Raw genomic sequence first — 20790 nt, 5'->3', positions numbered from 1 at the left:
GCTTCCCATGCGCGTGCCATCGTCTGCCGCCCTTGCCGCCAGGACGCTGCTGCTGTTTGGCCTGGGCGGCTGCGCCACCCTGACTGGCAACACCGAACAGATGGTGCTGGTGCAAACCATCCAGGACAACCGCGAACTGACGGGCGCCGGCTGCATCCTCAGCAACGACGTGGGCAAGTGGTTCGTCACCACGCCCGGGCGCATCACCATCCGCAAGAGCCAGGAACCGTTGAAGGTCGACTGCCGCAAGCACGGTTCGCCCGCCATCGCGACGGACGACCATATCGACCCCAAGCTCAATGGCAGCGTCTGGGGCAATGTCATCCTGACCCTGGGCGTCGGCTATTTCGTCGACCGCAATACGGGCGCCGGCTTTGACTACCCATCCATTTTGACCATCGTCATGCAGGACCCCGCGCGCCTGGCGCCGCCGCCCGCGCCCGTCGCCGCGAAGCCGCAGCCGGCCGCCGTGCCGGAAACAGTGGTGCAGCCGAAGGTGGCGCCGTCGCCCTTGCCCAATCCCGTCGTCTACTGATTCAACTGCACATAAAAAAGCCGCCAGGGTCAGTGACCGTGGCGGCTGCTTCGCGGCGCCGATAGCGCAGGGCGTGCTACCGGCAGGCGTCAACTTACACGCGGTTGATCAGGAACGTGGTGAGCAAAGGCACCGGACGGCCGGTCGCGCCTTTTGCGCCGCCCGATTTCCATGCCGTGCCGGCGATGTCCAGATGCGCCCAGGTGTACTTCTTGGTGAAGTTTTCCAGGAAGGCCGCTGCCGTCACTGAACCGCCGCCTGGCGTGCCGATGTTGGCCAGGTCGGCGAAGTTCGACTTCAGCTGCTCGTTGTACGCCTCTTCGATCGGCATGCGCCATGCCGTGTCGCTCGACTGTTTGCCCGCTGCCAGCAATTCATTGGCCAGCTGGTCATGCGCCGCATCGCTGCGCGTAAACAGGCCGCTGTTGTGGTGGCCCAGGGCCACGACGCAAGCGCCCGTCAGGGTGGCGATATCGACCACGGCTGCCGGCTTGAAGCGTTCGGCGTAGGTCAGCGCGTCGCACAGCACCAGACGGCCTTCGGCGTCCGTGTTCAGCACTTCGATGGTCAGGCCGTTCATGGAAGTGACGATGTCGCCCGGCTTGGTGGCACGGCCCGACGGCATGTTTTCGCACGCGGCGATGATGCCGATGACGTTCAGCTTCAGGTTCATTTCGCCGATGGCGCGGAAGGTGCCCAGGACGGAGGCGGCGCCGCACATGTCGTACTTCATTTCATCCATGCCAGGACCGGCCTTGATCGAAATGCCGCCCGTGTCGAAGGTGATACCCTTGCCAACCAGGACGACTGGCGCATCCTTGGCCTTGCCGCCCATGTGCTTCAGGACGATGAACTTCGGCGGCTGCTCGCTGCCGTTGGTGACGGACAGGAAGCTGCCCATCTTCAGCGCTTCGAGCTGTTTGCGGTCCAGCACTTCGACTTCGAACTTGTAATCCTTGGCCAGCTGCTTGGCCGTGTTGGCCAGGTAGGTCGGATTGGCGATGTTTGCCGGCAGGTCGCCCAGGTTGCGCGTCAGGTCGGAACCGTTGGCGATGGCGATGGCTTGCGCCAGCGCGCCGCGCGTGGCGGCCGTTGCAGGAGCAGCCAGGACGATCTTGCGCACGCCTGCTGGCGCCGGATCTTTTTTGCTTTTCTGCGAGTCGCAGCGGTATTGGCTGTCATGTGCGGCTTGCACCACGCAACGGATTGCCCAATTTACGTCGCGCTCTTTCACTTCAGCCAGCGGTAATGCGATAATGGCGTCCGCAGCGCCCAGCGAGCCGAAGGCCTTCAGTGCGGCTTGTACGCCGGTCGTGAAGCTTTTTTCGCTGACAGTGTCATCGCTGCCCATGCCTACCAGCAGAACACGTTCGGCGGCGACGCCATCGACTGCGCGCAGCAGCAAGGTGCTGCCAGGCTTGCCGCTGATGTCGCCGGACTTCAGCGCAGCCGAAATTGCACCCTTGCTGTCCAGCGATTTTGCCGCTGGCGACAGTTTTTTGTTTTCGAATACCGCAACCGCGATGCATCCGCTTTTGGCCGTGCCGAGGGTGCTCTTGGTATCGAATGCTTTTATGCTAAAGTCCATTTGGTTCTCCGTTTTCATTTACTAGTAACGTGTTACTCAACTAACTGATCCGAATTATAAACTCCGAATGATCTTTCAACGCGCCCTTCGACGTGAATTGGCTAGTGCCGCCGGGGCCACCTTCACAGTTTTGTTCAGCATCCTGCTCACCTGGATGCTGATCGGTATTCTCGGCAAGGCGGCGGGCGGCAAGATTGCGTCGTCCGACGTCATGTCGCTGATGGTTTTTTCCGCCCTGATGCAGCTGCCCACCATCATCATCCTCACCGGATTCATTTCGGTGCTGATGGTCGTCACCCGCAGCTACAAGGAGTCGGAGATGGTGGTGTGGTTCGCTTCCGGCCTGAGCCTGTCGCGCTGGATCTGGCCCGTGCTCAGCTTCGGCCTGCCGCTGGTGCTGGCCACCGGCATCCTGAGCCTGTACGCCACGCCGTGGGCGCAAAAGAAAAGCGATGAATATGTGGCGCGCTTTGAAAAGCGCGAAGACCTGCAGAAAGTCACGCCGGGCCAGTTCCGCGAATCGGCCGGCAGCAACCGCATCTTCTTCGTCGAGGGCGTCAGCGGCGAAAAGACGGTGGTGCAAAACGTCTTCGTCAATACCGTAGATGAAAAAGGCAGCGCCGTCGTCGTCGTCGCCAAGGAAGGCGTGATCAATACCGACGCCAAGGGTGAACGCTTCCTGGTGCTCAAGAGCGGCCGCCGCTACCAGGGCGTGCCGACGCAGGCGGACTTCCAGACCATGGAGTTCGAACAGTACATCATGCGCATCGAGAGCAAGCAGCAGGAACTGGGCGCGGAACTGGGCGTGCGCGCCATGAGCACCATGGCGCTCATCGCCGATCCGAATCCGTATACCATGGCCGAGTTGCTGTGGCGTGTCAGCGCGCCCCTGATCGGCCTGATGCTGATCCTGCTGGCCATTCCGCTGGGCTTTGTCAATCCGCGTGCCGGCAGTTCGACCAACCTGATCATCGCCCTGCTGATTTTCTTTACGTACAGCAACCTGATCAAGGTCATCGAAGCGAGCGTGAAACAGGGCCGCCTGACCTTTGGCCTGGCCTGGTGGCCGCTGCACCTGCTGGCGGCGCTGGCCGTGGTGGCGCTGTTTGCGTGGCGCCTGAATGTGAACCACCGCTATCATCCGCTGGTCCTGCTGGCGGCTTTCAAGCGCGCGCGCCGCGCCGGCAATACAAGTAAAGCGGCATCGAAATGAAGATTTTACAGCGCTATTTTGCGGTCTCGATATTCCAGGCGGTGCTGTTCGTGCTGCTGGCCTTCCTGGCACTGCAAGCCTTCATCGACCTGACGGGCGAGCTGCCCAAGGTGGGCCGCAACGGCTACACCATCCAGTATGCCTTCCTGTACGTGCTGGTGCTGGTGCCGGGGCACGTGTACGAGGTGATGCCGATCGCGGCGCTGATCGGCACGATCTACACGATGGCGCAGTTTGCCGCCAGTTCCGAATTTACCATCATGCGCGCATCGAGCATGTCGACGGCGATGGCGGCCGGTTTCCTGTTCCGCATCGGTATCGTCTTCGTCGTCATCACCTTCATCTTCGGCGAGTTGATCACGCCGCGCACGGAACCGCTGGCCGAACGCCTCAAGCTGACCTCGCGCGGCGCGGCCGTGTCGAGCGAGTTTCGCTCGGGCCTGTGGACCAAGGACATGGTCAAGAGCGATGGCCTGACGGGCACCGTCACCGGTTCGCGCTTTTTCAATGTCGGCGAAGCGCGTCCGGACGGCCAGCTGAAAAACGTCAAGCTGTATGAATTCGACACCGATATGCGTTTGCGCACCCTGACCGTGGCCAAGGGCGCGACGTATCGGGGCAATAATATCTGGCGCCTGACCGATGTGACGGAAACCTCGTTCTCGAACAGCGCGGCCACGTCGCCCGGCTTCGAGCCGAAGCTGTCGAACTACTATGGACAGGAAACGAGCCTGGTGCACACGGTGCAAAGCGCCAGCAAGGACATGACGTCGGAAGTGACGCCGAAGATCCTGACGGTGTCGGCTTCCGATCCCGAGCGCATGTCGGCCAGCGAACTGGCCGTGTACACGCGCCACCTGGCCGAGAACAAGCAGGAAACCGAGCGTTTCCGCATCGCCTTCTGGAAAAAGCTGATCGATCCGCTGGCCATTTTCGTGTTGATGGCGCTGGCGCTGCCGTTCGCCTACATGCATACGCGCAGCGGCGGCATCAGCCTGAAGATCTTCATCGGCATCATGATCGGCGTGAGCTTCATGCTGGTCAACACCCTGTTCTCGCATCTGGGGCTGCTCAGCACCTGGCCGGCCTTCCTGACGGCGGTGGCGCCGAGCGCGCTGTATCTGCTGCTGGCGCTGGGCGCCCTGTGGTGGGTGGAGCGGCACTGATGGAGACGAACGAGGAACAGGCGCTGATCCTGTTTGCCCATGGCGCGCGCGCCGCATCGTGGGCCGCGCCCTTCGAGCGCCTGCGCGACCTGACCCAGGCGCGCATGCCCGGCACCGGCGTGCACCTGGCTTTCCTTGAACTGATGACGCCACGCCTGCCCGAGCTGGTAGCGACCCTGCTGGCCAAGCTGCCGGCCGGCGCCATTCTGGACGTCACCGTGGTGCCCGTGTTCCTGGGGCAGGGCGGGCATGTGCTGCGCGACTTGCCGCTATTGCTGGAAGAATTGCGCCAGCGGCATCCGGCACTGCGCCTGAAGGTGGTCGAGGCGGTCGGCGAGAACGCCAGCGTGCTCGCCGCCATCGCCGATTACTGCGTGGCGGCGCCAGGCTCCAGCACTCTCCCTTGAGCGGCATCGACATCGTCTACCTGTGGGTCGACGGCACCGATCCCGCCTGGCGCGCGCGTTGGCAGCACGCGTATGCCGCCTGGGCGCAGGCGCATCCCGGCCAGCTGGCCTTGCACGGCAACGTGGCGGGGCGCTACCGCGACAACGGCGAGCTGCGCTACAACCTGCGCGCGCTCGAGCGCTTCTTCCCCGGCCACGGCCATGTCTACCTGCTGACGGACCGGCAAGTGCCGGAGTGGCTGCGCGCCTCACCGCGCCTGACGGTGATCGACCATGCGAGCCTGATGCCCGGCGCCGCCTTGCCCGTGTTCGATTCCGGCCATATCGAATCGTATCTGCACCATATTCCGGGCCTGTCCGAGCGCTTCCTGTATCTGAACGACGACGTATTTTTTGGCGCGCCGTTCGAGCCCGCATTCTGGTTTGGGGAGGAAGGGGACGGGCGTTTGAGTGTTTTCACGGAGAGTGCGCTGCACGAAGACATGCAGTGCTTGCGCGCCGACGTGGCGGCGCCTGTCAATTGCGCCACCTTGTCGCGGCAATGGCTGTCGGCGCAGTATGCAGCTTACCAGCATGAACCGCGCCTGTATGCGCACGCGCCGCGGCCCATGCTGAAAAGCGCGCTGCATGCACTGGAAGGGCTGGCGCCGGCCATGTTTGCCGGCGTGCGCGCGACGGTGTTTCGCTCGTGGCAGGTGCCGGCGTTGCTGCCAGACCTGGTGCCGCGCTGGATGGTGCATCAGGGGATTGCGCGGTCGCGCATGCTCGACCCGCTGCATATCGCCAGCGGCGATGTGGCGGCGCCGCAGCAGCTTGAGGAGCTGGCGGCGCGTTTTGGCAGCTTGCCGTTTTTCTGTATCAACGATACCTGCGACGAGGCCGAGGATGACGACCCGCGCCTGCTGCGCGTGGCCGCGACCTTGCAGCGGCTGCTGCCGCTGCCATCTTCATTTGAAGGCGGTTAAGCCGGTTTCTTCTTTGGCGCCAGGCTGATGCGGGCGGCGGCCGAACTGTCGGACAGCGAAGCGAGGAACAGCAGCAGATAGGCGCCCAGTTCGAAGACTTCCTCGCCCAGCAGCGCGTAGGCGTCCGGCATGCCATGGAAGACCTTCTTGTCGAAGGGCCAGCCGGCGACCATCAGCAAGCCGCCGATGGCCGTCAGGATGGTGATGCGCATGCTGAAAATCAGGCCGGCATGGGCAAACACCTTGCGGGCACGCGGCGCGAAAAAGATCAGGATGCGTATCAGGATCAGCAATTCCAGCACGCGCAGGGCTTTTTCCAGCTGGGCCCAGACGGGCGCAGTGCCGAACTGGTCGATATCGAGTTCGCGCAGCAGGAAGCCGAACAGCAGGGCGCACAAGCCTGCATGCATAAGGAAGCGCAGCGACTGGCGGTCAGTCTCTTGCCAGGCGCGCACGCCGTGCACGGTGCAAGCCAGGGCCAGGAACAGCGCTTGCAGCCATTCCAGCAAATGGTTTTCGTCGTCGATATTCGGGAACACCGTCCACAGGGCGATGGAGGCGAGCATGCTTAACAGCACAGCACTGGCGACGCCGACATTGCTGCGGCTGAGCGAAGTCAGGGCTTCGCGCATGGAGGTGAAATTCATGTGTGGTCGTAAGGCTAAAGTTGCGCGGCGCGGTATTGCAGCCTGCGGGCGCAGCTTTTTTCGGGGAGGTTGCCAGTGGTTCCCGTCAGCCGGGAGACCGCATGGCAAGCGCTATGGCGGGGCGAAGCGTGAATTTATTGCTATCACACAACAACTTCTCGAGAAAAGATGCGTCCGCATCGTATCATGTTTCCTCTGAAGACGTCGATTACTGACTTTAAAGTCGGTAAAATACGGTGTGTTTATTCAAGCATGGCGCGCCAGCATGGCGGCTGCTTCTTCGGTGCTCTGGTGGGCGCGCGCGGCCATGGCGTCGCCCAGCATCACCAGCACGGGGCCGTGGGTATCGCCCAGGCCATGCGCCAGGGCGCTCAGCGGCAGGCGCACGATGCGCTGGTCCGGGCGGCTGCAGTTTTCAATCACCACCACCGGGGTGTCGGCACGGCGGCCCTGCGCCAGCAGGCGCTGTGCCGTGGCGATGGCTTCACGGCCGCCCATGTATTGCACCAGGGTGTCGCAGTCGGGAATGCGCGTCTGGTCCGGTTCGCCCGGCGCCGTGCTGGACGTGAAAAAGGCCACGCTGCGCGACACGCCCCGCTTGGTCAGCGGCTGTTGTGTGGCGGCCGCTGCCGCCAGTGCCGTGGTAATGCCGGGCACCACTTCCACCGTGATGCCTGCCTCTTCCAGCGCGCGCAATTCCTCATCGGCGCGCCCGAACAGCATGGGGTCGCCCCCTTTCAGGCGCACGACGACGGCGTGCTTGCGCGCATGGTCGACCAGTTGCTTGTTGATGAAGGCCTGCGCCGTCGACAACTGGCCGCAGCGCTTGCCTACGAGGATTTTCTTCGCCTGCGGGCACAGCTCCAGCATCTCTTCGGTGACCAGCGCGTCGTGCAGCACGACGTCCGCTTGCGCCAGCAGGCGCGCGCCGCGCAATGTCATCAGGTCTTGCGCGCCGGGGCCGGCGCCGACCAGGTAGACCTTGCCGGGGAGAGATGGGGAGCTGTTCATGTGGCTGCCTTTCCTGGACGATGCGGAGTTAGAGTCGAACCATGCCGGCTGCGACCGTCTGGTGAGTGACTTCATCAATCAGGATGAAAGCACCGGTGGCGCGGATATCGGCATACGCGTCGGCCGCCAGCGCCTGCTGCACATTCAGGCTGATGCGGGCGATATCGTTGAGCTTCAAGCCTTCGGCCGGATGGCGCTGCTGCGTATTGATGTCGAGGATCGATTCGATCGCCGTCACCTTGGCTGCCGTCTGTTTCGTGCCGTGCTTGATCCAGTACTTGCGGCGCAGGTCCAGCGCGTCTTCCGACAGCCAGCACACGTCGGCCACCACCTGTTTCAGCAGGGTGGCAGGACGCTCGCTGCTTGCCAGCAAGTCGCCGCGCGAGATATCGAGGTATTCATTGAGCAGCAGGGTCACGGACTGGCCCACCACGGCCGTCGACAGCGAACCGTCCAGGGTGACGATATCCTTGACTGTTGCCGTCTGGCCCGATGGCTGCACCACCAGGGTGTCGCCGATGCTGACCTTGCCCGCTTCGATGCGGCCCATGTAGCCGCGGAAGTCGTTCGCTTCGTGGCCATTGTGTCGCGCCACCAGCTGCACCGGGAAGCGGAATGGCGTGTCGTGCGATTCATCGTAGACGGACAGCGATTCGAGCAGCTCGATCAGGGTCGGGCCCGTGTACCAGCCCAGCTTGTCGCCGCGTTCGACGACGTTGTCGCCAGTGAGTGCCGACAGGGGAATCGGCGTGATGTCCTTCAAACCCAGCGACTGGGCAAATTCGCGGTAGGCGGCCACGATGCGCTTGTACACCGTTTCATCGTAGTCGACGAGGTCCATCTTGTTGACGGCCACGACCACATGCTCGATCTGCAGCAAGTGCGCGATGGTCGAATGGCGCTTGGTCTGGATCAACAATTCCACGCTGCCATCGTCGCCCAGTTTCACCTTCGACACGTCGATCAGGATGATGACGGCATCGGCGGTGGAAGCGCCCGTGACCATGTTGCGCGTGTATTGTTCGTGGCCCGGCGTGTCGGCGATGATGAATTTGCGTTTCGGCGTAGCAAAGTAACGGTAGGCCACGTCGATGGTGATGCCTTGCTCGCGTTCCGCTTCCAGGCCGTCCGTCAGCAGGGACAGGTCGACCGTGTCGCCCACCGTGCGCTTGTGCTTGGAGCGCGACATGGCGTCGAGCTGGTCGGCGAAGATGCCCTTGCTGTCGAACAGCAAACGGCCGATCAGGGTGCTTTTGCCGTCATCGACGGAACCGGCCGTGATGAAGCGCAACATGCCGCGCTCCAGGCTGTCGGTGAGGTTGGTGTTCTGGATTGCTGCGTTCATTAGAAATACCCTGCTTTCTTGCGTTTTTCCATCGAGGCTTCGGAAGTCTGGTCATCCATGCGGGTGGCCCCCCGTTCCGTGATTTGCGTGATTGCCGTTTCGGCGATGATGGCGTCGACCGTCGCCGCATCCGAGGAGACAGGGCAGGTGCACGAGATATCGCCCACCGTGCGGAAGCGCACGACTTGCGTTTCCACCGTTTCGCCTTCGCGTGGCGGCGTCAGATCCGTCAGCGGCACCAGCAAGCCGTTGCGCGGGATCACCTGGCGCTCGTGCGCGAAGTAGATCGGCGGCAATTCCAGTTGCTCGCGGGCGATGTATTGCCACACGTCCAGCTCCGTCCAGTTCGAGATGGGAAACACGCGCATGTTTTCACCGGGATGCACGCGGGTGTTATACAGGTCCCACAGTTCCGGACGCTGGGCTTTCGGGTCCCAGGCGCCGAATTCGTCGCGGAACGAGAAGATGCGTTCCTTGGCGCGGGCCTTTTCTTCATCGCGGCGGGCGCCGCCGATGCAGGCGTCAAAGCCGTGTTCGGCAATGGTTTCCAGCAAGGTGACGGCTTGCGCCGCATTGCGCGAATCCGTGGCCGGGTTGCGCAGGCGCACGGTGCCGCGCTTGATCGAGTCTTCCACGGAGCCGACGATCAGGTGTTCGCCCAGTTCCGCCACCTTTTTATCACGGAAAGTAATGACTTCCGGGAAGTTGTGGCCCGTGTCGATATGCACGAGGGGAAATGGGAACTTGCCCGGGCGGAAGGCTTTCTCGGCCAAGCGCAAGAGGACGACGGAATCCTTGCCACCGGAAAACAGCAGCGCAGGATTGGCCGATTCGGCCGCCACTTCACGCATGATGTGGATGGCTTCCGATTCAAGGCTGTCGAGGTGACGCTGGTTCAAAATATTGCTCATATGGGTGCTTTCTTATTCTGCTGAGTCTGTTGTGTCTGTTCAGGCTGCCACGGATTTGATGCGTATCAATTTGCCGTCCACCATGTGCAGGCCGCATTCCTTGGAGTCCGGGTTTTCCCACCACCAGCGTCCGGCGCGCACATCTTCGCCCGGCTGGACGGCCCGCGTACAGGGTTCGCAGCCGATCGACGGGTAGCCCTGGTCGTGCAGTGCGTTGTAGGGCACGTCGTTGGCGCGGATGTATGCCCACACGTCTTCTTCCGACCAGTCGGCCAGCGGATTGAATTTCGTCATCGCGTGCGCCGCGTCGTCTTCCTGCACGTGCAATTCGGCGCGCGTGGTGGACTGCGCACGGCGTTGTCCCGTCACCCAGGCCTTGTTGCCGGCCAGCGCGCGCCCCAGCGGTTCGACCTTGCGGATGCGGCAGCATTCGCGGCGCATCTCGACGCTGTTATAAAAGGCGTTCAGGCCGTTCTGTTCCACGTAGGCAGCCACCGCTTCCGGCTGCGGGCGGTACAAGGTGATGTCGTGGTCGTAACGGGTCTTGACCTTGTTGAGCACGGCCAGGGTTTCCTGGTGCAGCCGGCCCGTTTCCAGGGAAAAGATGCCGATGGGCAGCTTCGCCTTGAGAATCATGTCGGTCAGCACCATGTCTTCGGCTGCCAGGCTGGACGCGAACACGGCCGGCGAAAAATCCGCGGCGATGCGTGTCAGCGTTTGCTCGGTGGCGTCAATCAAAGAAGTCAAATTGCTCATGATGGGCCCTCAGATGCCGGCCGCGTTGTCGAGGTCAGGATTCTGGCCTTCGCGCTGGTGGCGGCGGAACAGCGGTGATTTTTGATCCCACGAAGCCTGGTAGGTTTCCGAAAAGACCGACAAACCTTTCAGGGCGTCGTGGATGCTGCGGTCGGGCCGGGTGGCATAAGCGTCAAAGCCTACCCTGTGCATGGAAAACAGCTGATCGCGCAGCACGTCGCCGATGGCGCGCAACTCACCCTGGAAACCCAGGCGGGCGCGCAGGTTGAAGGCGATCGAATAGCCGCGGCCATCCGTGAATTTCGGGAAGTCCACGCCGATCACGGGCAGTTGCGCCACGTCGGCCGCCAGTTCTTCCGGGCGCTCGTCGCTGGCCAGCCATACGCCGATGTCGGGCAGGCGGGCGGTCAGGGTCTCGCGCTGGGCTTGCCATACGAGCAGGGGCACGATGACCTTGCCTGCAGGCACGACGACTGTTTCCGGCGTGTCGTTTTCATCGAGGCGCAGCAAGCCCCAGGTATTTTGCACCACGGCGGCATTCTTGATGATTTCTTCGCGTACTTCAAACATATTCGTCCTCTCCCACCAGGTTGCCGACCGTGATCGGCGTTGCATATACGTGTTCCTTGAACGGCGCCACTCCCAGGCGCTGAGCCGTATCGACGAAGCGCTCGCCTTCGTGGCGGTCGCGCACATAGACGTGCAGCAGGCGGCCGATGACTTCAGGCATCTGCAGGGAAGAGAACGATGGTCCGATGATCTTGCCGATGGCCGCATTGTTGCCTTGCGCGCCGCCAATCGACACTTGATACCATTCGCTGCCATCCTTGTCGACGCCGAGGATGCCGATGCTGCCCACGTGGTGATGGCCGCAGGCATTGATGCAGCCGGAAATATTCAGTTCGATCTCGCCGATGTCATGCTGGAAGTCGATGCTGTCGAAGCGTTCGGCAATGGCGGCCGCGATCGGCAGCGACTTGGCGTTGGCCAGCGAGCAGAAATCGCCACCGGGGCAGCAGATCATGTCCGTCAGCAAGCCGATGTTCGGCGTGGCCAGGCCGTGCGCCTTGGCTTCCTGCCACAGTTTGAACAGTTTCGACTGCTCCACGTCGGCCAGCACCAGGTTTTGCTCGTGGGTCACGCGCAGTTCGCCAAAGCTGTAGCGGTCGGCCAGATCCGCCACGAAGTCGATCTGCTCGGCCGTCGCGTCGCCCGGCGGCACGCCCGTTTTCTTCAGCGACAGTACCACGGCCACGTAGCCGGGACGCTGGTGCGGCTTGACGTTGCGCGCCAGCCAGTTCACATACGCCTTGTTGTCCGCGTGCTCCGCCTTGTAGTCGAGTTCCGGCAGGGCAAGGTAGGCGGGTGGATTGAAGAAGTCCGCCACGCGCTGCATTTCCTCGGCCGTCAAGGTTTCCGGACCATCTTTCAAGTCGACCCACTCTGCTTCCACCTGGCGCGTGAATTCTTCCACGCCGATGGCTTTCAACAGGATCTTGATGCGCGCCTTGTATTTGTTGTCGCGGCGGCCGTGCAGGTTGTACACGCGCATGATGGCCTGGATATATGTCAGCAAATGCTGCCACGGCAAGAACTCGCGCACGACGCTGCCCAGGATCGGCGTGCGGCCCATGCCGCCGCCGGCCATCACCTTGAAGCCCACTTCGCCAGCTTCGTTGCGCACGGCCGTCAAGCCGATATCGTGCACGGCGATGGCGGCACGGTCTTCTTCGGCGCCATTGATGGCGACCTTGAATTTACGCGGCAGGGCGATGAACTCGGGGTGGAAGGTGCTCCACTGGCGCAACACTTCCGCGTACGGGCGCGGATCGATGATTTCATCGGCGGCGACGCCGGCGAACGGATCCGATGTTGTATTACGGATACAGTTGCCGGAAGTCTGGATCGCGTGCATTTCCACCGATGCCAGGTCCGTCAGGATATCGGGGGTTTGCTCCAGCTCGATCCAGTTGAACTGGATATTCTGGCGCGTCGTGAAGTGGCCATAGCCGCGGTCGTACTTGCGCGCGATGTGCGCGAACATGCGCATCTGCTTCGACGACAGCAAGCCGTACGGCACGGCGATGCGCAGCATGTAGGCGTGGCGTTGCATGTACAGGCCGTTTTGCAGGCGCAGCGGAATGAACTCCTCTTCCGTCAGCTCATTGGCGATACGGCGCGCAACCTGGTCTCGGTACTGGGCGATGCGTTCTTTGATGATGAGGTGGTCGTACTGATCGTAGTGGTACATATCAATTCCTAAAAAAGCCGGGGTGCTGGAAGATTGCCTGGGATTATGTTCTTGATACTGCTCTTGTCACTTGTTCGGTAATTAATAGATTAGCTTCACTGCCACGCCGGTCAAGGTCATCGCCAGCAGCACTCGTAAAAACTTTTCCGGCACGGAGCGGGCGACCCAGGAACCGAGCGTGATGCCGGGCAGGGAGCCGACCAGCAAGGAGGCCAGCAATTCCCAGTGGATGGAGCCGAGCCACCAGTGGCCCAGGGCGGCGATGGCCGTCAGGGGCACGGCGTAGGCGATATCGGTGCCCGCCACTTCGGCTGAGCTCATGCGTGGATACAGCATCACCAGCAGAGTCGCGCCTATGGCGCCGGCGCCGATCGAGGACACCGTTACCAGCACGCCCAGCACGGCGCCGGAAATAATGGTCGCAGCGGCAAGCTTGTTACCTTGCAATTGTTTCTCGGGGTGTGCATTGATCCAGGCCAGCATGCGGCCCTTGAAAATCAGCGCCACGACGGTCAGCAGCACGGAGCCGGCGATCGAGTAACGGATGATCTGGCCGATTTCCGGCGACAGGGTGCCGAACGATTTCAGCGCCAGGGTCGCGATGACGGCGGCGGGCAGGGCGCCGATGCACAGGCGCTTGACGATATCCCAGCGGATGGTGCCGCGCAGGCGGTGCGTCAGGGTGCCGGCGCTCTTGGTGATCGAGGCGAACGCCAGGTCGGTGCCCACCGCCACGGAAGGCGGCACGCCAAACAGCAAGGTTAACAGCGGCGTCATCAGCGAACCGCCGCCCACGCCGGTCATTCCTACGAGTAATCCTACGGCAAATCCTGAGACTATATAAGACAAAGTCATGCTTGCACCCCCAAAGTACCCGCAATAGTAATAAACTTAGTGTTTATTCCAAACTACTAAGTACGCATTTGCTTATATGCGATATGCGTATATGCATGAACGTAAAATCATGGGTGGGGCGGAAACTCGGCAAATTACGGCAATCTAGGGCAAACCAGCAATGAATCTCCATCAATTGCGCTTCGTGCGCGAAGCGGTCCGGCAGAATTACAACCTGACGGACGCCGCCAAGGCATTGTTTACGTCGCAACCGGGCGTATCGAAAGCCATCATCGAGCTGGAGGAAGAGCTGGGCGTGGATATTTTTACGCGCCACGGCAAGCGCATCCGCGGCTTGACGGAGCCGGGCCGCCTGGTACTGGAGTCCGTCGAGCTGATCATGCAGGAAATCGACAGCATGAAGCGCATCGGCAAGGAATTCGCGGCGCAGGACAGTGGCAGCTTTACCATTGCCACCACGCATACGCAGGCGCGCTACACCTTGCCGAAGGTGGTGCAAGCCTTCATGTTGAAGTTTCCGAAGGTAAGATTGTCTTTGCTGCAAGGTAACCCGCGTCAGATCGCCGAAATGGTGCAGCGCGACCAGGCCGACCTGGCCATCGCCACGGAATCGATCGCCGCTATCGATGGCTTGATCACCTTGCCCTGCTATCAGTGGGAGCACGTGGTGGTGGTGCCGGTCGACCATCCGCTGCTCAAATCGAAGTCCGTGACCCTGGAAGAAATCGCCGCTTTCCCCCTGATTACCTATGACAGCGCGTTTGCCGGACGCAACAAGATCGACCACGCTTTCGTGCTGCGCGGCCTGAAGCCTGACATCTTGCTCGAAGCCATCGATGCGGACGTGATCAAGACTTATGTCGAGTTGGGCATGGGGATTGGTATCATAGCGGGTATGGCCTTCGATGCCGAGCGCGACAAAGGCTTGCGCGCCATCCCTGTCGGCCACCTGTTCGGCATGAATGTGTCGCGCGTGGCTGTCAAGCAAGGCGCGTATTTGCGCAGCTATATTTATACCTTTATCGAGTTGCTGACACCGACCCTGAATCGCAAACTCATCGAGCAGGCGATGAGCGGTGATAAAGAGCACTACGAACTATAACAATGCATGAAGTCGGCCGGGCGAGGTGCCTGGCCAAGATTATTTAAGAAGAGAAGAAATAATGATTACCGATCAGCTTGCCAAATATTACGCCACCATCGCGCAGCAGTACGAGCGCGTCTATGACAAGCCCGAACGCCAGGAAGACCTGGAAGTGTTGCGCGACAAGGTCGCCGACGTGCTGGAAGGCCACACCGTGCTGGAACTGGCTTGCGGCACCGGCTACTGGACGGAGGTGGTCGCCGAGTCGGCCGAGTCCGTCCTGGCCACCGATATCAACGATGAAATGCTGGCGCTGGCCCAGGCGCGCGGTTTGCCCGACAACGTCACCTTCGCCAAGCTCGACGCGTTCAACTTGCCAGACGACTTGCTGGGCAAGTTCACGGCCGTGTTTGCCGGCTTCTGGTGGTCGCACGTCAAGCGTGAAGACCAGGACAAATACCTGAAGCAATTGCGCAGCAAGCTGGGCAAAGACATCCTGCTGGTACTGATCGACAATTCCTATGTCGATGGCAGCAGCACCGTTATCGCGCGCACCGACCTGGAAGGCAATACCCACCAGTTCCGCACGACGGATGGGGGCGAGCGCTATGAAGTGCTGAAGAATTTCCCGTCGGATAGCCACCTGCGCAAGAAGTTTGCCCACTCGGCCCGCGAAATCCGCATGAAGCGCCTGGAGTACTACTGGCTGCTGAGCTGCCGCCTGAAGTAAGGCCGGACTGTCGCCACAAGCCGCCCTCGGGCGGTTTTTTTTCGCCTGTTGTTTTTATCTGACAAGACATTGTGCTAAAAAACAACATCTTGTCGATGTCATATTGTTGAAGTATTTGGTGGGCATGATTCGGTTCAGCAGCTAAGCAGCAACATTCTTGTCCAACCTAATGTAGAGAATCTCAAGTGAAAAAAATTACTCTGGCAGCATTGATCATCGGCACCTTCGCAGCAGCTACGGCACAAGCACAATCGAACGTCACCGTGTACGGCCTGGTTGACCTCGGTATTGCCAAGACCACTGGCCAGCCGACGGTACAACGCGAAAACAATGCGTCGCGCCTCGGTTTCAAGGGTACGGAAGATCTGGGTGGCGGTCTGTCCGCAATTTTCAACCTGGAAAGTGAATTCCTGGCCGATACCGGCGCGCAAAAAGGCGTGTTGTTCGACCGTCAAGCTTACGTGGGCTTGAAAGGCGCGTTTGGTACCGCCATCCTGGGCCGCACCAAGAACCTGGTCGATGGCACCATCGCCCGCGTCGATCCATTCAACACCTACGGCGTGGTCGGCAAGAACAATGAAACCCTGCTGCGTTCGGGCGTCGGCTCGTCGCGCGTCAACAACGCCGTGACCTACAACAGCCCAAGCTTTGAAGGTTTCGTGGGCAGCCTGCAATACGTGCTGAGCGAAGTCAACAGCGCTGACGCAGGCGTGATCGGCCTGGCAACTTACGACAATGGTCCGATCAGCTTGCACGCCGGCTACGAAAAAGCCGTGCAAGCAACGGCAACGGCCGCCAAGCCTGACCTGTGGTCCATCGGTGGCGGCTATAAATTCGGCCCAGCCAAGATCACGGCCGCCTACTCGAAAGGCGACACCAAAGTTGCCACGACCGGCGAATTCAAGTCTTACCTGATCGGCCTGAACTACACGGTTGGCGGCGGCGATGCCAAAGTGTCGTATGGCAAGCAAGAGCAAAGCAACAACAAGTTCAAGGATCAGGACACCATCAAGGAATTCGGCGTCGGCTACGACTACCATCTGTCGAAGCGCACCGACGTGTACGCCTACGCTGGCCGCGAGCGCGTCAAGTCGCTGACTTCGTACCAGATCGGCCTGGCACACAAGTTCTAAGCATCATTCGATGTAAGGAAGCAAAGGCGCCTGCGGGCGCCTTTTTTATTGCATCGCCGCTGCTGCTGCCGCCTCCGCATGCATGGGCAGCGAGATGTCGATGCGCGTGCCGCCCAATTCGCTATCGGCGCCGATATGGATGCTGCCGTTCAAGCCCCACACCCGTTCGCGCATGCCCAGCAAGCCCAGGGCCGTGGCTTTTTCCAGGTCGTGCTCGGCAATCCCGCGGCCGTCATCCTGGATGGTGATGGCGAGCGAGGAATCGATGCGGTGCAGGGCGATGGTGATGTGGCTGGCCTCGGCATGGCGCGCGATATTCGTCAGCGCTTCCTGCACGATGCGATAGATGGCCGTGCTGCGCGCATCGTCGAGCACGAGGTCGGCTTCGTCGGCCAGCAAGTCGAAATGGATGGCGCGGCGCAGCAGGAAGTCGTGCCGCAGTTTTTGTAGCGCAAAATATAAGCCCCCTTCATCGAGCGCGCGCGGACGCAGGTTGCTGGCGATGCGCCGCAGCGAGGTGATTGCCGTCACCAGCAAGCCGTCCATGCTGTGCAGCAGTGCTTGCAAGGATGCGGTGGTATCCGTGTGCTGGCGCACCAGGGTCAGGTCGACGCGCAAGGTGGCCAGCAGCTGCCCCAGGTCATCATGCAGTTCGCGTGCGATATGCTTGCGCTCCTCTTCGCGGATGGATTGCAGCGCGCTCGACAATTCGCGCAGTTGCGAAAAGGAGCGGGCCAGCTGTTCATGCATTTGCTGGCGCGCAGTGATATCGCGCACGATGATGGTAAACACGCTATGGCCGTCTTCCTGCATGGCCGAGAGCGAACCTTCGAGGGGAAACATGGCGCCATCGCTGCGCCGGCCCGTCAAGGTGTAATCGGTGGCGCGCCGGCCCGTCAGACGCAGCTCCTGGCTGATGTCGCCAAACGGCGGATCGCCATCGTGCTTGCCCAGGCCGTCAAGGGTACGCAAGTCGCGCAGGATGTAGTGGCCCAGGCGCATGCCGCGCATGCCGTCCGGCGTGTCATCGAACAACCTGGCTGCCGCCGCGTTCGCATGCAGGATGATTTGCCCGCTGTCGATGCTGATGATGGCGTCGCTGGCGCTATCGATGATGGCCTGGCCACGCGCCTGCCGTTGCCGGAGGGCTTTCAGGGGAGGAAACAAGCACAGCAAAAGCGCTGCCGCCATCCCCAGCGGCAGGATGCGCAGCAGTGTGGAACTGCCTCGGTCAGGCATGGGGTTCTCCTTGCGAACGTGAACGAAGGCAAGACAGGAATGGCAGACAGGACTTTAGCCTATGCTTGTTGGCACGGCGCGGCTTGATGTGGCGCAGGAAGGGGAAAGAAGAGAGTGATGCGCCGCCCCGGCCTGGGCCGGGCGGCGGCGAGAGACTTACATTTGCTTGAACAGGTGCAGGAAGCTTCGGCTCACTTCGAGCTTGTCGGACTTGCCTTTGATGAGCACCAGGTGGCGGCCGCGGATGTCGCGCGTCACGCCTTCGATGGCATTCACGTTGACCAGTGTGGCGCGGTGGATTTGCCAGAACAGCGAAGGATCGAGCTCTTCGGCCAGGTCGCGCACGGGCTTGCGGATCAGCGCCTCATACTTGGCTGTCTGCACGCAGGTGTATTTCTCGTCAGAACGGAAGAACAGAATCTCTTCCACGGGGATCATGCGCAAGTCCTGGCCGATACTGGCCTGTATCCATTGCAGATACGTGGGCTTGGCCGTGATTTTTTCCGCCAGTTGCGACAGCATGGCCGTGACGCTGCTGTTGACGTCCAGGGCCGGCTTGTTCAAATGGGTTTTCAGGCGCTCCACCGTGACCAGCAAGCGCTCATGCTCGGGCGGCTTGAGCACGTAGTCGACGGCGCCCCGCTCGAAGGCTTCGACGGCGTGGGTATCATAGGCCGTGACGAAGACGATATGCGTCTTGCCGCCAATCACTTGCGCTGCTTCCATGCCTGTCTTGCCCGGCATGCGGATATCGAGGAAGGCAAAGTCCGGCTTGAGTTGCTCCACCAGTTCGATCGCTTCGTCGCCATTCTTGGCTTCGCCGATGATTTCCAGTTCAGGCCAGGCTTGGCCCAGGCGCAGGCGCAGCTGGTCGCGCATCAGTCTTTCGTCGTCGGCAATAATAGCGGTAGGCATAGGTCTCAAGTGTGAACGGGCGAAGATTGATTATTCAATGATTTAGCGTTTTTATCAACTACTCTGTCTTATTTGGACAATTGATATGGCACTTCGATCACGGCGCATACGCCGGACGGTTGATTTGGCGTAATGGTCAGGCTGCCCTGGTCGCCATGCAGCAGCTTCAGGCGCTCGCGGATGGTGGGTAAACCGAGTCCCGTGCCATCGCTGGGTACCACGCCAAAGCCCAGGCCGTCATCGGTCACCGTGACGCGCAGCTTGCTGTGCGCCACTTCTGCCACGATGCGCAAGGTGCCGCCTTCCGGTTTGACTTCCAGGCCGTGTTTGATGGCATTCTCTACCATCGATTGCAGCATCATGGGCGGGAAGGCGGCGCTGCGCAGGCCGTCGGGAATCTGGAAATCGACGGTCAGGCGTTCTTCCATGCGCATTTTCAGCAGGTTCAAGTACGCTTGCACCATATCCGCTTCGCGGCCCAGGTTGGTAATCAGGGCGTTGTCGCGCATTTGCGGCAGCACGGCGCGCAGATACTGGATCAGGCTGCGCTGCATCTTGGCCGCGCGCGGCGGATCGACCTGGATCAGGTGTTCGACGGAGGCCAGTGTGTTGAACAGGAAGTGCGGCTCGACTTGCGCCTGCATCATCTGCATCTTCGCTTCGCTGAGCTGGCGCTGCATGGATTCGCGCTCGGCCGCCTCGTTTGCCGTGACAGTTTCCGCTTCCGCACGTTTCTTGCCGCCAACCAGGGCTTTCATGGCAAACAGGGCCAATACCAGCAAGGACACAAAGCTCTTGAACCAGGTCGATGCCTGCTGGTGATAGCGGGACACTTTTTGTTCTGCCGCATCATCGACCGCTTCTTCAATAGCATTCGACAGCTCTTCGCCGATTTGCGGCGGCAATTCAATATGGACTTCTTCGCCCGAGGCATTCGTCGTTACTGGATAGCTGGGTTTGGCAGGGGCCGCCGGTGGTTCAGGCGGTTCGGGCGGCACGGCACCGGCTTGTACGTCTGCCTCGGCCGCATCGGCTGGATCGGCCGGGCTGCTACGGCGGTTCTTGCTGTTGCGGGGATTGAAGTGAATGCCCGTATCGTCGATCAGGATATTGGTTTCACCCGAGCCTTTGCTGCTGCGTTTATGCGACTTGATGACCACTTCTTCGTCCGGGCTGGACGAGAACAGCTCATCTTGCAAAATGGAGCCGGCGATCAGTGCCAGTGCAGCGAACAGGAAGAATTTCCACCAGGACAGTTGGGTAACCCAGGTCGTCGTCGCGTCGAATGCCCGTTGCAACCAAGCGAGGATGGTTTTCAACAATTGGGGCAGGCTGGAAATCGGAAGCATGAGGGCACTTTCAAGTACAAGAGTTAATCGACGCAGCGGGCAAGTTTAACCCCTTGTTGAGTAGCGTCAGAGTCTGATGTTGCCACTGTGCCTAAAGACCACGAACTACGCCAGCCGATTGCGACAGGCTGCACAAAAAGGCGCTTGAAGTGAAGACTATGCTTGCTGGGCGGTGAGGGTGGAAAAATAGCGCTTGCGGGGCGTGCGGGGCAAGGCTATAATTCGCCCCCTCGCTGAACGACGCATGCAAATGTTGAGTGCGGTGAGAAAAAAGAAGGAGTTGACGGACGTAGCAAATTGCTTCATACTCTTCCTTCTTCGCAGCTGACAAACACAACGCTTTGTCGATAGCGCGAAAGCAGTAACCGAATACAGTTCTTTAACAATTAACAGTCGATAAGTGTGGGCATTTGATGTAAGTGCAGCAGTGATCTTCGGATCGCTGTAAAACTTAAAATATCAAATGTTCACAAGAAATAATGAAATAGGATACTTCTTCGGAAGTAGCCTGTCAGTTTTTTGAGTGAGCAAATCTTTTGCAATGCAAAAGATTTGGATGGTAGTGATACTGTCCGACCTGTCAGAAATGACATTAAACAGAGATTAAACTGAAGAGTTTGATCCTGGCTCAGATTGAACGCTGGCGGCATGCCTTACACATGCAAGTCGAACGGCAGCACGGAGCTTGCT

The 20790-nt window shown here is 60.6% G+C and carries 20 protein-coding genes and 1 rRNA gene; 9 read left to right on the top strand and 12 right to left on the bottom strand.

Annotated elements, in window-relative coordinates:
• Window positions 1–7: 7 nt before the first annotated feature.
• On the top strand, window positions 8–535 hold the full coding sequence (locus BLT98_RS21115) for a hypothetical protein (RefSeq protein WP_070282795.1): 528 nt from the start codon (window positions 8–10) through the stop codon (window positions 533–535).
• A 94-nt stretch (window positions 536–629) separates the two neighbouring features.
• On the opposite strand, the gene BLT98_RS21110 is transcribed toward BLT98_RS21115, so the two are convergent.
• Entirely contained in the window at window positions 630–2123 is a 1494-nt protein-coding gene (locus BLT98_RS21110) for a leucyl aminopeptidase (RefSeq protein ID WP_034782204.1), read from the bottom strand.
• Between the two features lie 67 nt (window positions 2124–2190).
• Here BLT98_RS21110 and lptF point away from each other — a divergent pair, with 67 nt between their 5' ends.
• Genes lptF through BLT98_RS21090 form a run of 4 tightly spaced genes read left to right on the top strand, consistent with a single transcriptional unit; the run spans window position 2191 to window position 5874 of the window.
• Window positions 2191–3336: an LPS export ABC transporter permease LptF gene (lptF, locus tag BLT98_RS21105; protein WP_034782206.1), complete on the top strand. Its 1146-nt coding sequence runs from the start codon at window positions 2191–2193 to the stop codon at window positions 3334–3336.
• Window positions 3333–4502 carry an LPS export ABC transporter permease LptG gene (gene lptG / locus BLT98_RS21100; RefSeq protein ID WP_034782207.1) on the top strand — a complete coding sequence of 390 codons (1170 nt, stop codon included), beginning with the start codon at window positions 3333–3335 and terminating at the stop codon, window positions 4500–4502. The genes lptF and lptG overlap by 4 nt, the downstream gene beginning before the upstream one ends.
• A complete protein-coding gene (locus tag BLT98_RS21095) occupies window positions 4502–4909 on the top strand; it encodes a sirohydrochlorin chelatase (protein ID WP_092611202.1) in 408 nt (135 codons plus the stop codon). Before lptG ends, BLT98_RS21095 begins: the two co-directional genes overlap by 1 nt.
• Window positions 4906–5874, top strand: coding sequence for a Stealth CR1 domain-containing protein (locus BLT98_RS21090; protein WP_092611199.1), 969 nt, complete (start codon window positions 4906–4908; stop codon window positions 5872–5874). Before BLT98_RS21095 ends, BLT98_RS21090 begins: the two co-directional genes overlap by 4 nt.
• Here the strand turns inward: BLT98_RS21090 and BLT98_RS21085 are convergent.
• The 8 genes from BLT98_RS21085 to BLT98_RS21050 form a co-directional block, all read right to left on the bottom strand.
• The gene (locus tag BLT98_RS21085) at window positions 5871–6521 is read right to left on the bottom strand and encodes a hypothetical protein (RefSeq protein ID WP_092611196.1); all 651 of its coding nucleotides are present in this window, start codon (window positions 6519–6521) and stop codon (window positions 5871–5873) included. The genes BLT98_RS21090 and BLT98_RS21085 overlap by 4 nt on opposite strands.
• A 246-nt stretch (window positions 6522–6767) precedes the next feature.
• On the bottom strand, window positions 6768–7532 hold the full coding sequence (gene cobA, locus BLT98_RS21080; protein WP_092611193.1) for a uroporphyrinogen-III C-methyltransferase: 765 nt from the start codon (window positions 7530–7532) through the stop codon (window positions 6768–6770).
• A gap of 28 nt (window positions 7533–7560) precedes the next feature.
• Window positions 7561–8877 (bottom strand): sulfate adenylyltransferase subunit 1, encoded by a 1317-nt coding sequence (locus tag BLT98_RS21075; RefSeq protein WP_034782214.1) that lies wholly within the window; start codon window positions 8875–8877, stop codon window positions 7561–7563.
• Entirely contained in the window at window positions 8877–9788 is a 912-nt protein-coding gene (cysD, locus tag BLT98_RS21070; RefSeq protein ID WP_092611190.1) for a sulfate adenylyltransferase subunit CysD, read from the bottom strand. Before cysD ends, BLT98_RS21075 begins: the two co-directional genes overlap by 1 nt.
• Before the next feature lie 39 nt (window positions 9789–9827).
• On the bottom strand, window positions 9828–10544 hold the full coding sequence (locus BLT98_RS21065; RefSeq protein ID WP_092611187.1) for a phosphoadenylyl-sulfate reductase: 717 nt from the start codon (window positions 10542–10544) through the stop codon (window positions 9828–9830).
• A gap of 9 nt (window positions 10545–10553) precedes the next feature.
• Window positions 10554–11114 carry a DUF934 domain-containing protein gene (locus BLT98_RS21060; protein ID WP_092611183.1) on the bottom strand — a complete coding sequence of 187 codons (561 nt, stop codon included), beginning with the start codon at window positions 11112–11114 and terminating at the stop codon, window positions 10554–10556.
• Window positions 11107–12795 carry a nitrite/sulfite reductase gene (locus BLT98_RS21055; RefSeq protein WP_034782222.1) on the bottom strand — a complete coding sequence of 563 codons (1689 nt, stop codon included), beginning with the start codon at window positions 12793–12795 and terminating at the stop codon, window positions 11107–11109. Before BLT98_RS21055 ends, BLT98_RS21060 begins: the two co-directional genes overlap by 8 nt.
• A gap of 81 nt (window positions 12796–12876) precedes the next feature.
• Window positions 12877–13650 carry a sulfite exporter TauE/SafE family protein gene (locus BLT98_RS21050; protein ID WP_034782225.1) on the bottom strand — a complete coding sequence of 258 codons (774 nt, stop codon included), beginning with the start codon at window positions 13648–13650 and terminating at the stop codon, window positions 12877–12879.
• Window positions 13651–13810: 160 nt separating this feature from the next.
• Here BLT98_RS21050 and BLT98_RS21045 point away from each other — a divergent pair, with 160 nt between their 5' ends.
• The 3 genes from BLT98_RS21045 (at window position 13811) to BLT98_RS21035 (ending at window position 16597) form a co-directional block, all read left to right on the top strand.
• On the top strand, window positions 13811–14752 hold the full coding sequence (locus tag BLT98_RS21045) for a CysB family HTH-type transcriptional regulator (protein WP_034751505.1): 942 nt from the start codon (window positions 13811–13813) through the stop codon (window positions 14750–14752).
• Between the two features lie 61 nt (window positions 14753–14813).
• The gene (locus BLT98_RS21040) at window positions 14814–15464 is read left to right on the top strand and encodes a class I SAM-dependent methyltransferase (RefSeq protein WP_034782226.1); all 651 of its coding nucleotides are present in this window, start codon (window positions 14814–14816) and stop codon (window positions 15462–15464) included.
• 185 nt (window positions 15465–15649) lie between these two features.
• Complete coding sequence (locus tag BLT98_RS21035; protein ID WP_046682561.1) at window positions 15650–16597, top strand: porin; 948 nt, start codon at window positions 15650–15652, stop codon at window positions 16595–16597.
• Between the two features lie 45 nt (window positions 16598–16642).
• Here BLT98_RS21035 and BLT98_RS21030 read toward each other — a convergent pair whose 3' ends face one another.
• From BLT98_RS21030 to BLT98_RS21020, 3 genes are all read right to left on the bottom strand, one after another.
• Window positions 16643–17836: a PAS domain-containing sensor histidine kinase gene (locus BLT98_RS21030; RefSeq protein WP_092611180.1), complete on the bottom strand. Its 1194-nt coding sequence runs from the start codon at window positions 17834–17836 to the stop codon at window positions 16643–16645.
• Between the two features lie 156 nt (window positions 17837–17992).
• The gene (locus BLT98_RS21025) at window positions 17993–18751 is read right to left on the bottom strand and encodes a LytR/AlgR family response regulator transcription factor (RefSeq protein WP_034782231.1); all 759 of its coding nucleotides are present in this window, start codon (window positions 18749–18751) and stop codon (window positions 17993–17995) included.
• 68 nt (window positions 18752–18819) lie between these two features.
• Window positions 18820–20100: a sensor histidine kinase gene (locus BLT98_RS21020; protein WP_092611177.1), complete on the bottom strand. Its 1281-nt coding sequence runs from the start codon at window positions 20098–20100 to the stop codon at window positions 18820–18822.
• Between the two features lie 605 nt (window positions 20101–20705).
• Between BLT98_RS21020 and BLT98_RS21015 the strand changes: the two genes are divergently transcribed.
• Window positions 20706–20790, top strand: a 16S ribosomal RNA gene (locus BLT98_RS21015); the annotation flags it as partial.

It is taken from the genome of Janthinobacterium sp. YR213 (assembly GCF_900099875.1).
Lineage (GTDB): Bacteria > Pseudomonadota > Gammaproteobacteria > Burkholderiales > Burkholderiaceae_D > Janthinobacterium > Janthinobacterium lividum.
This window is presented reverse-complemented; position numbering and strand designations above follow the sequence as displayed.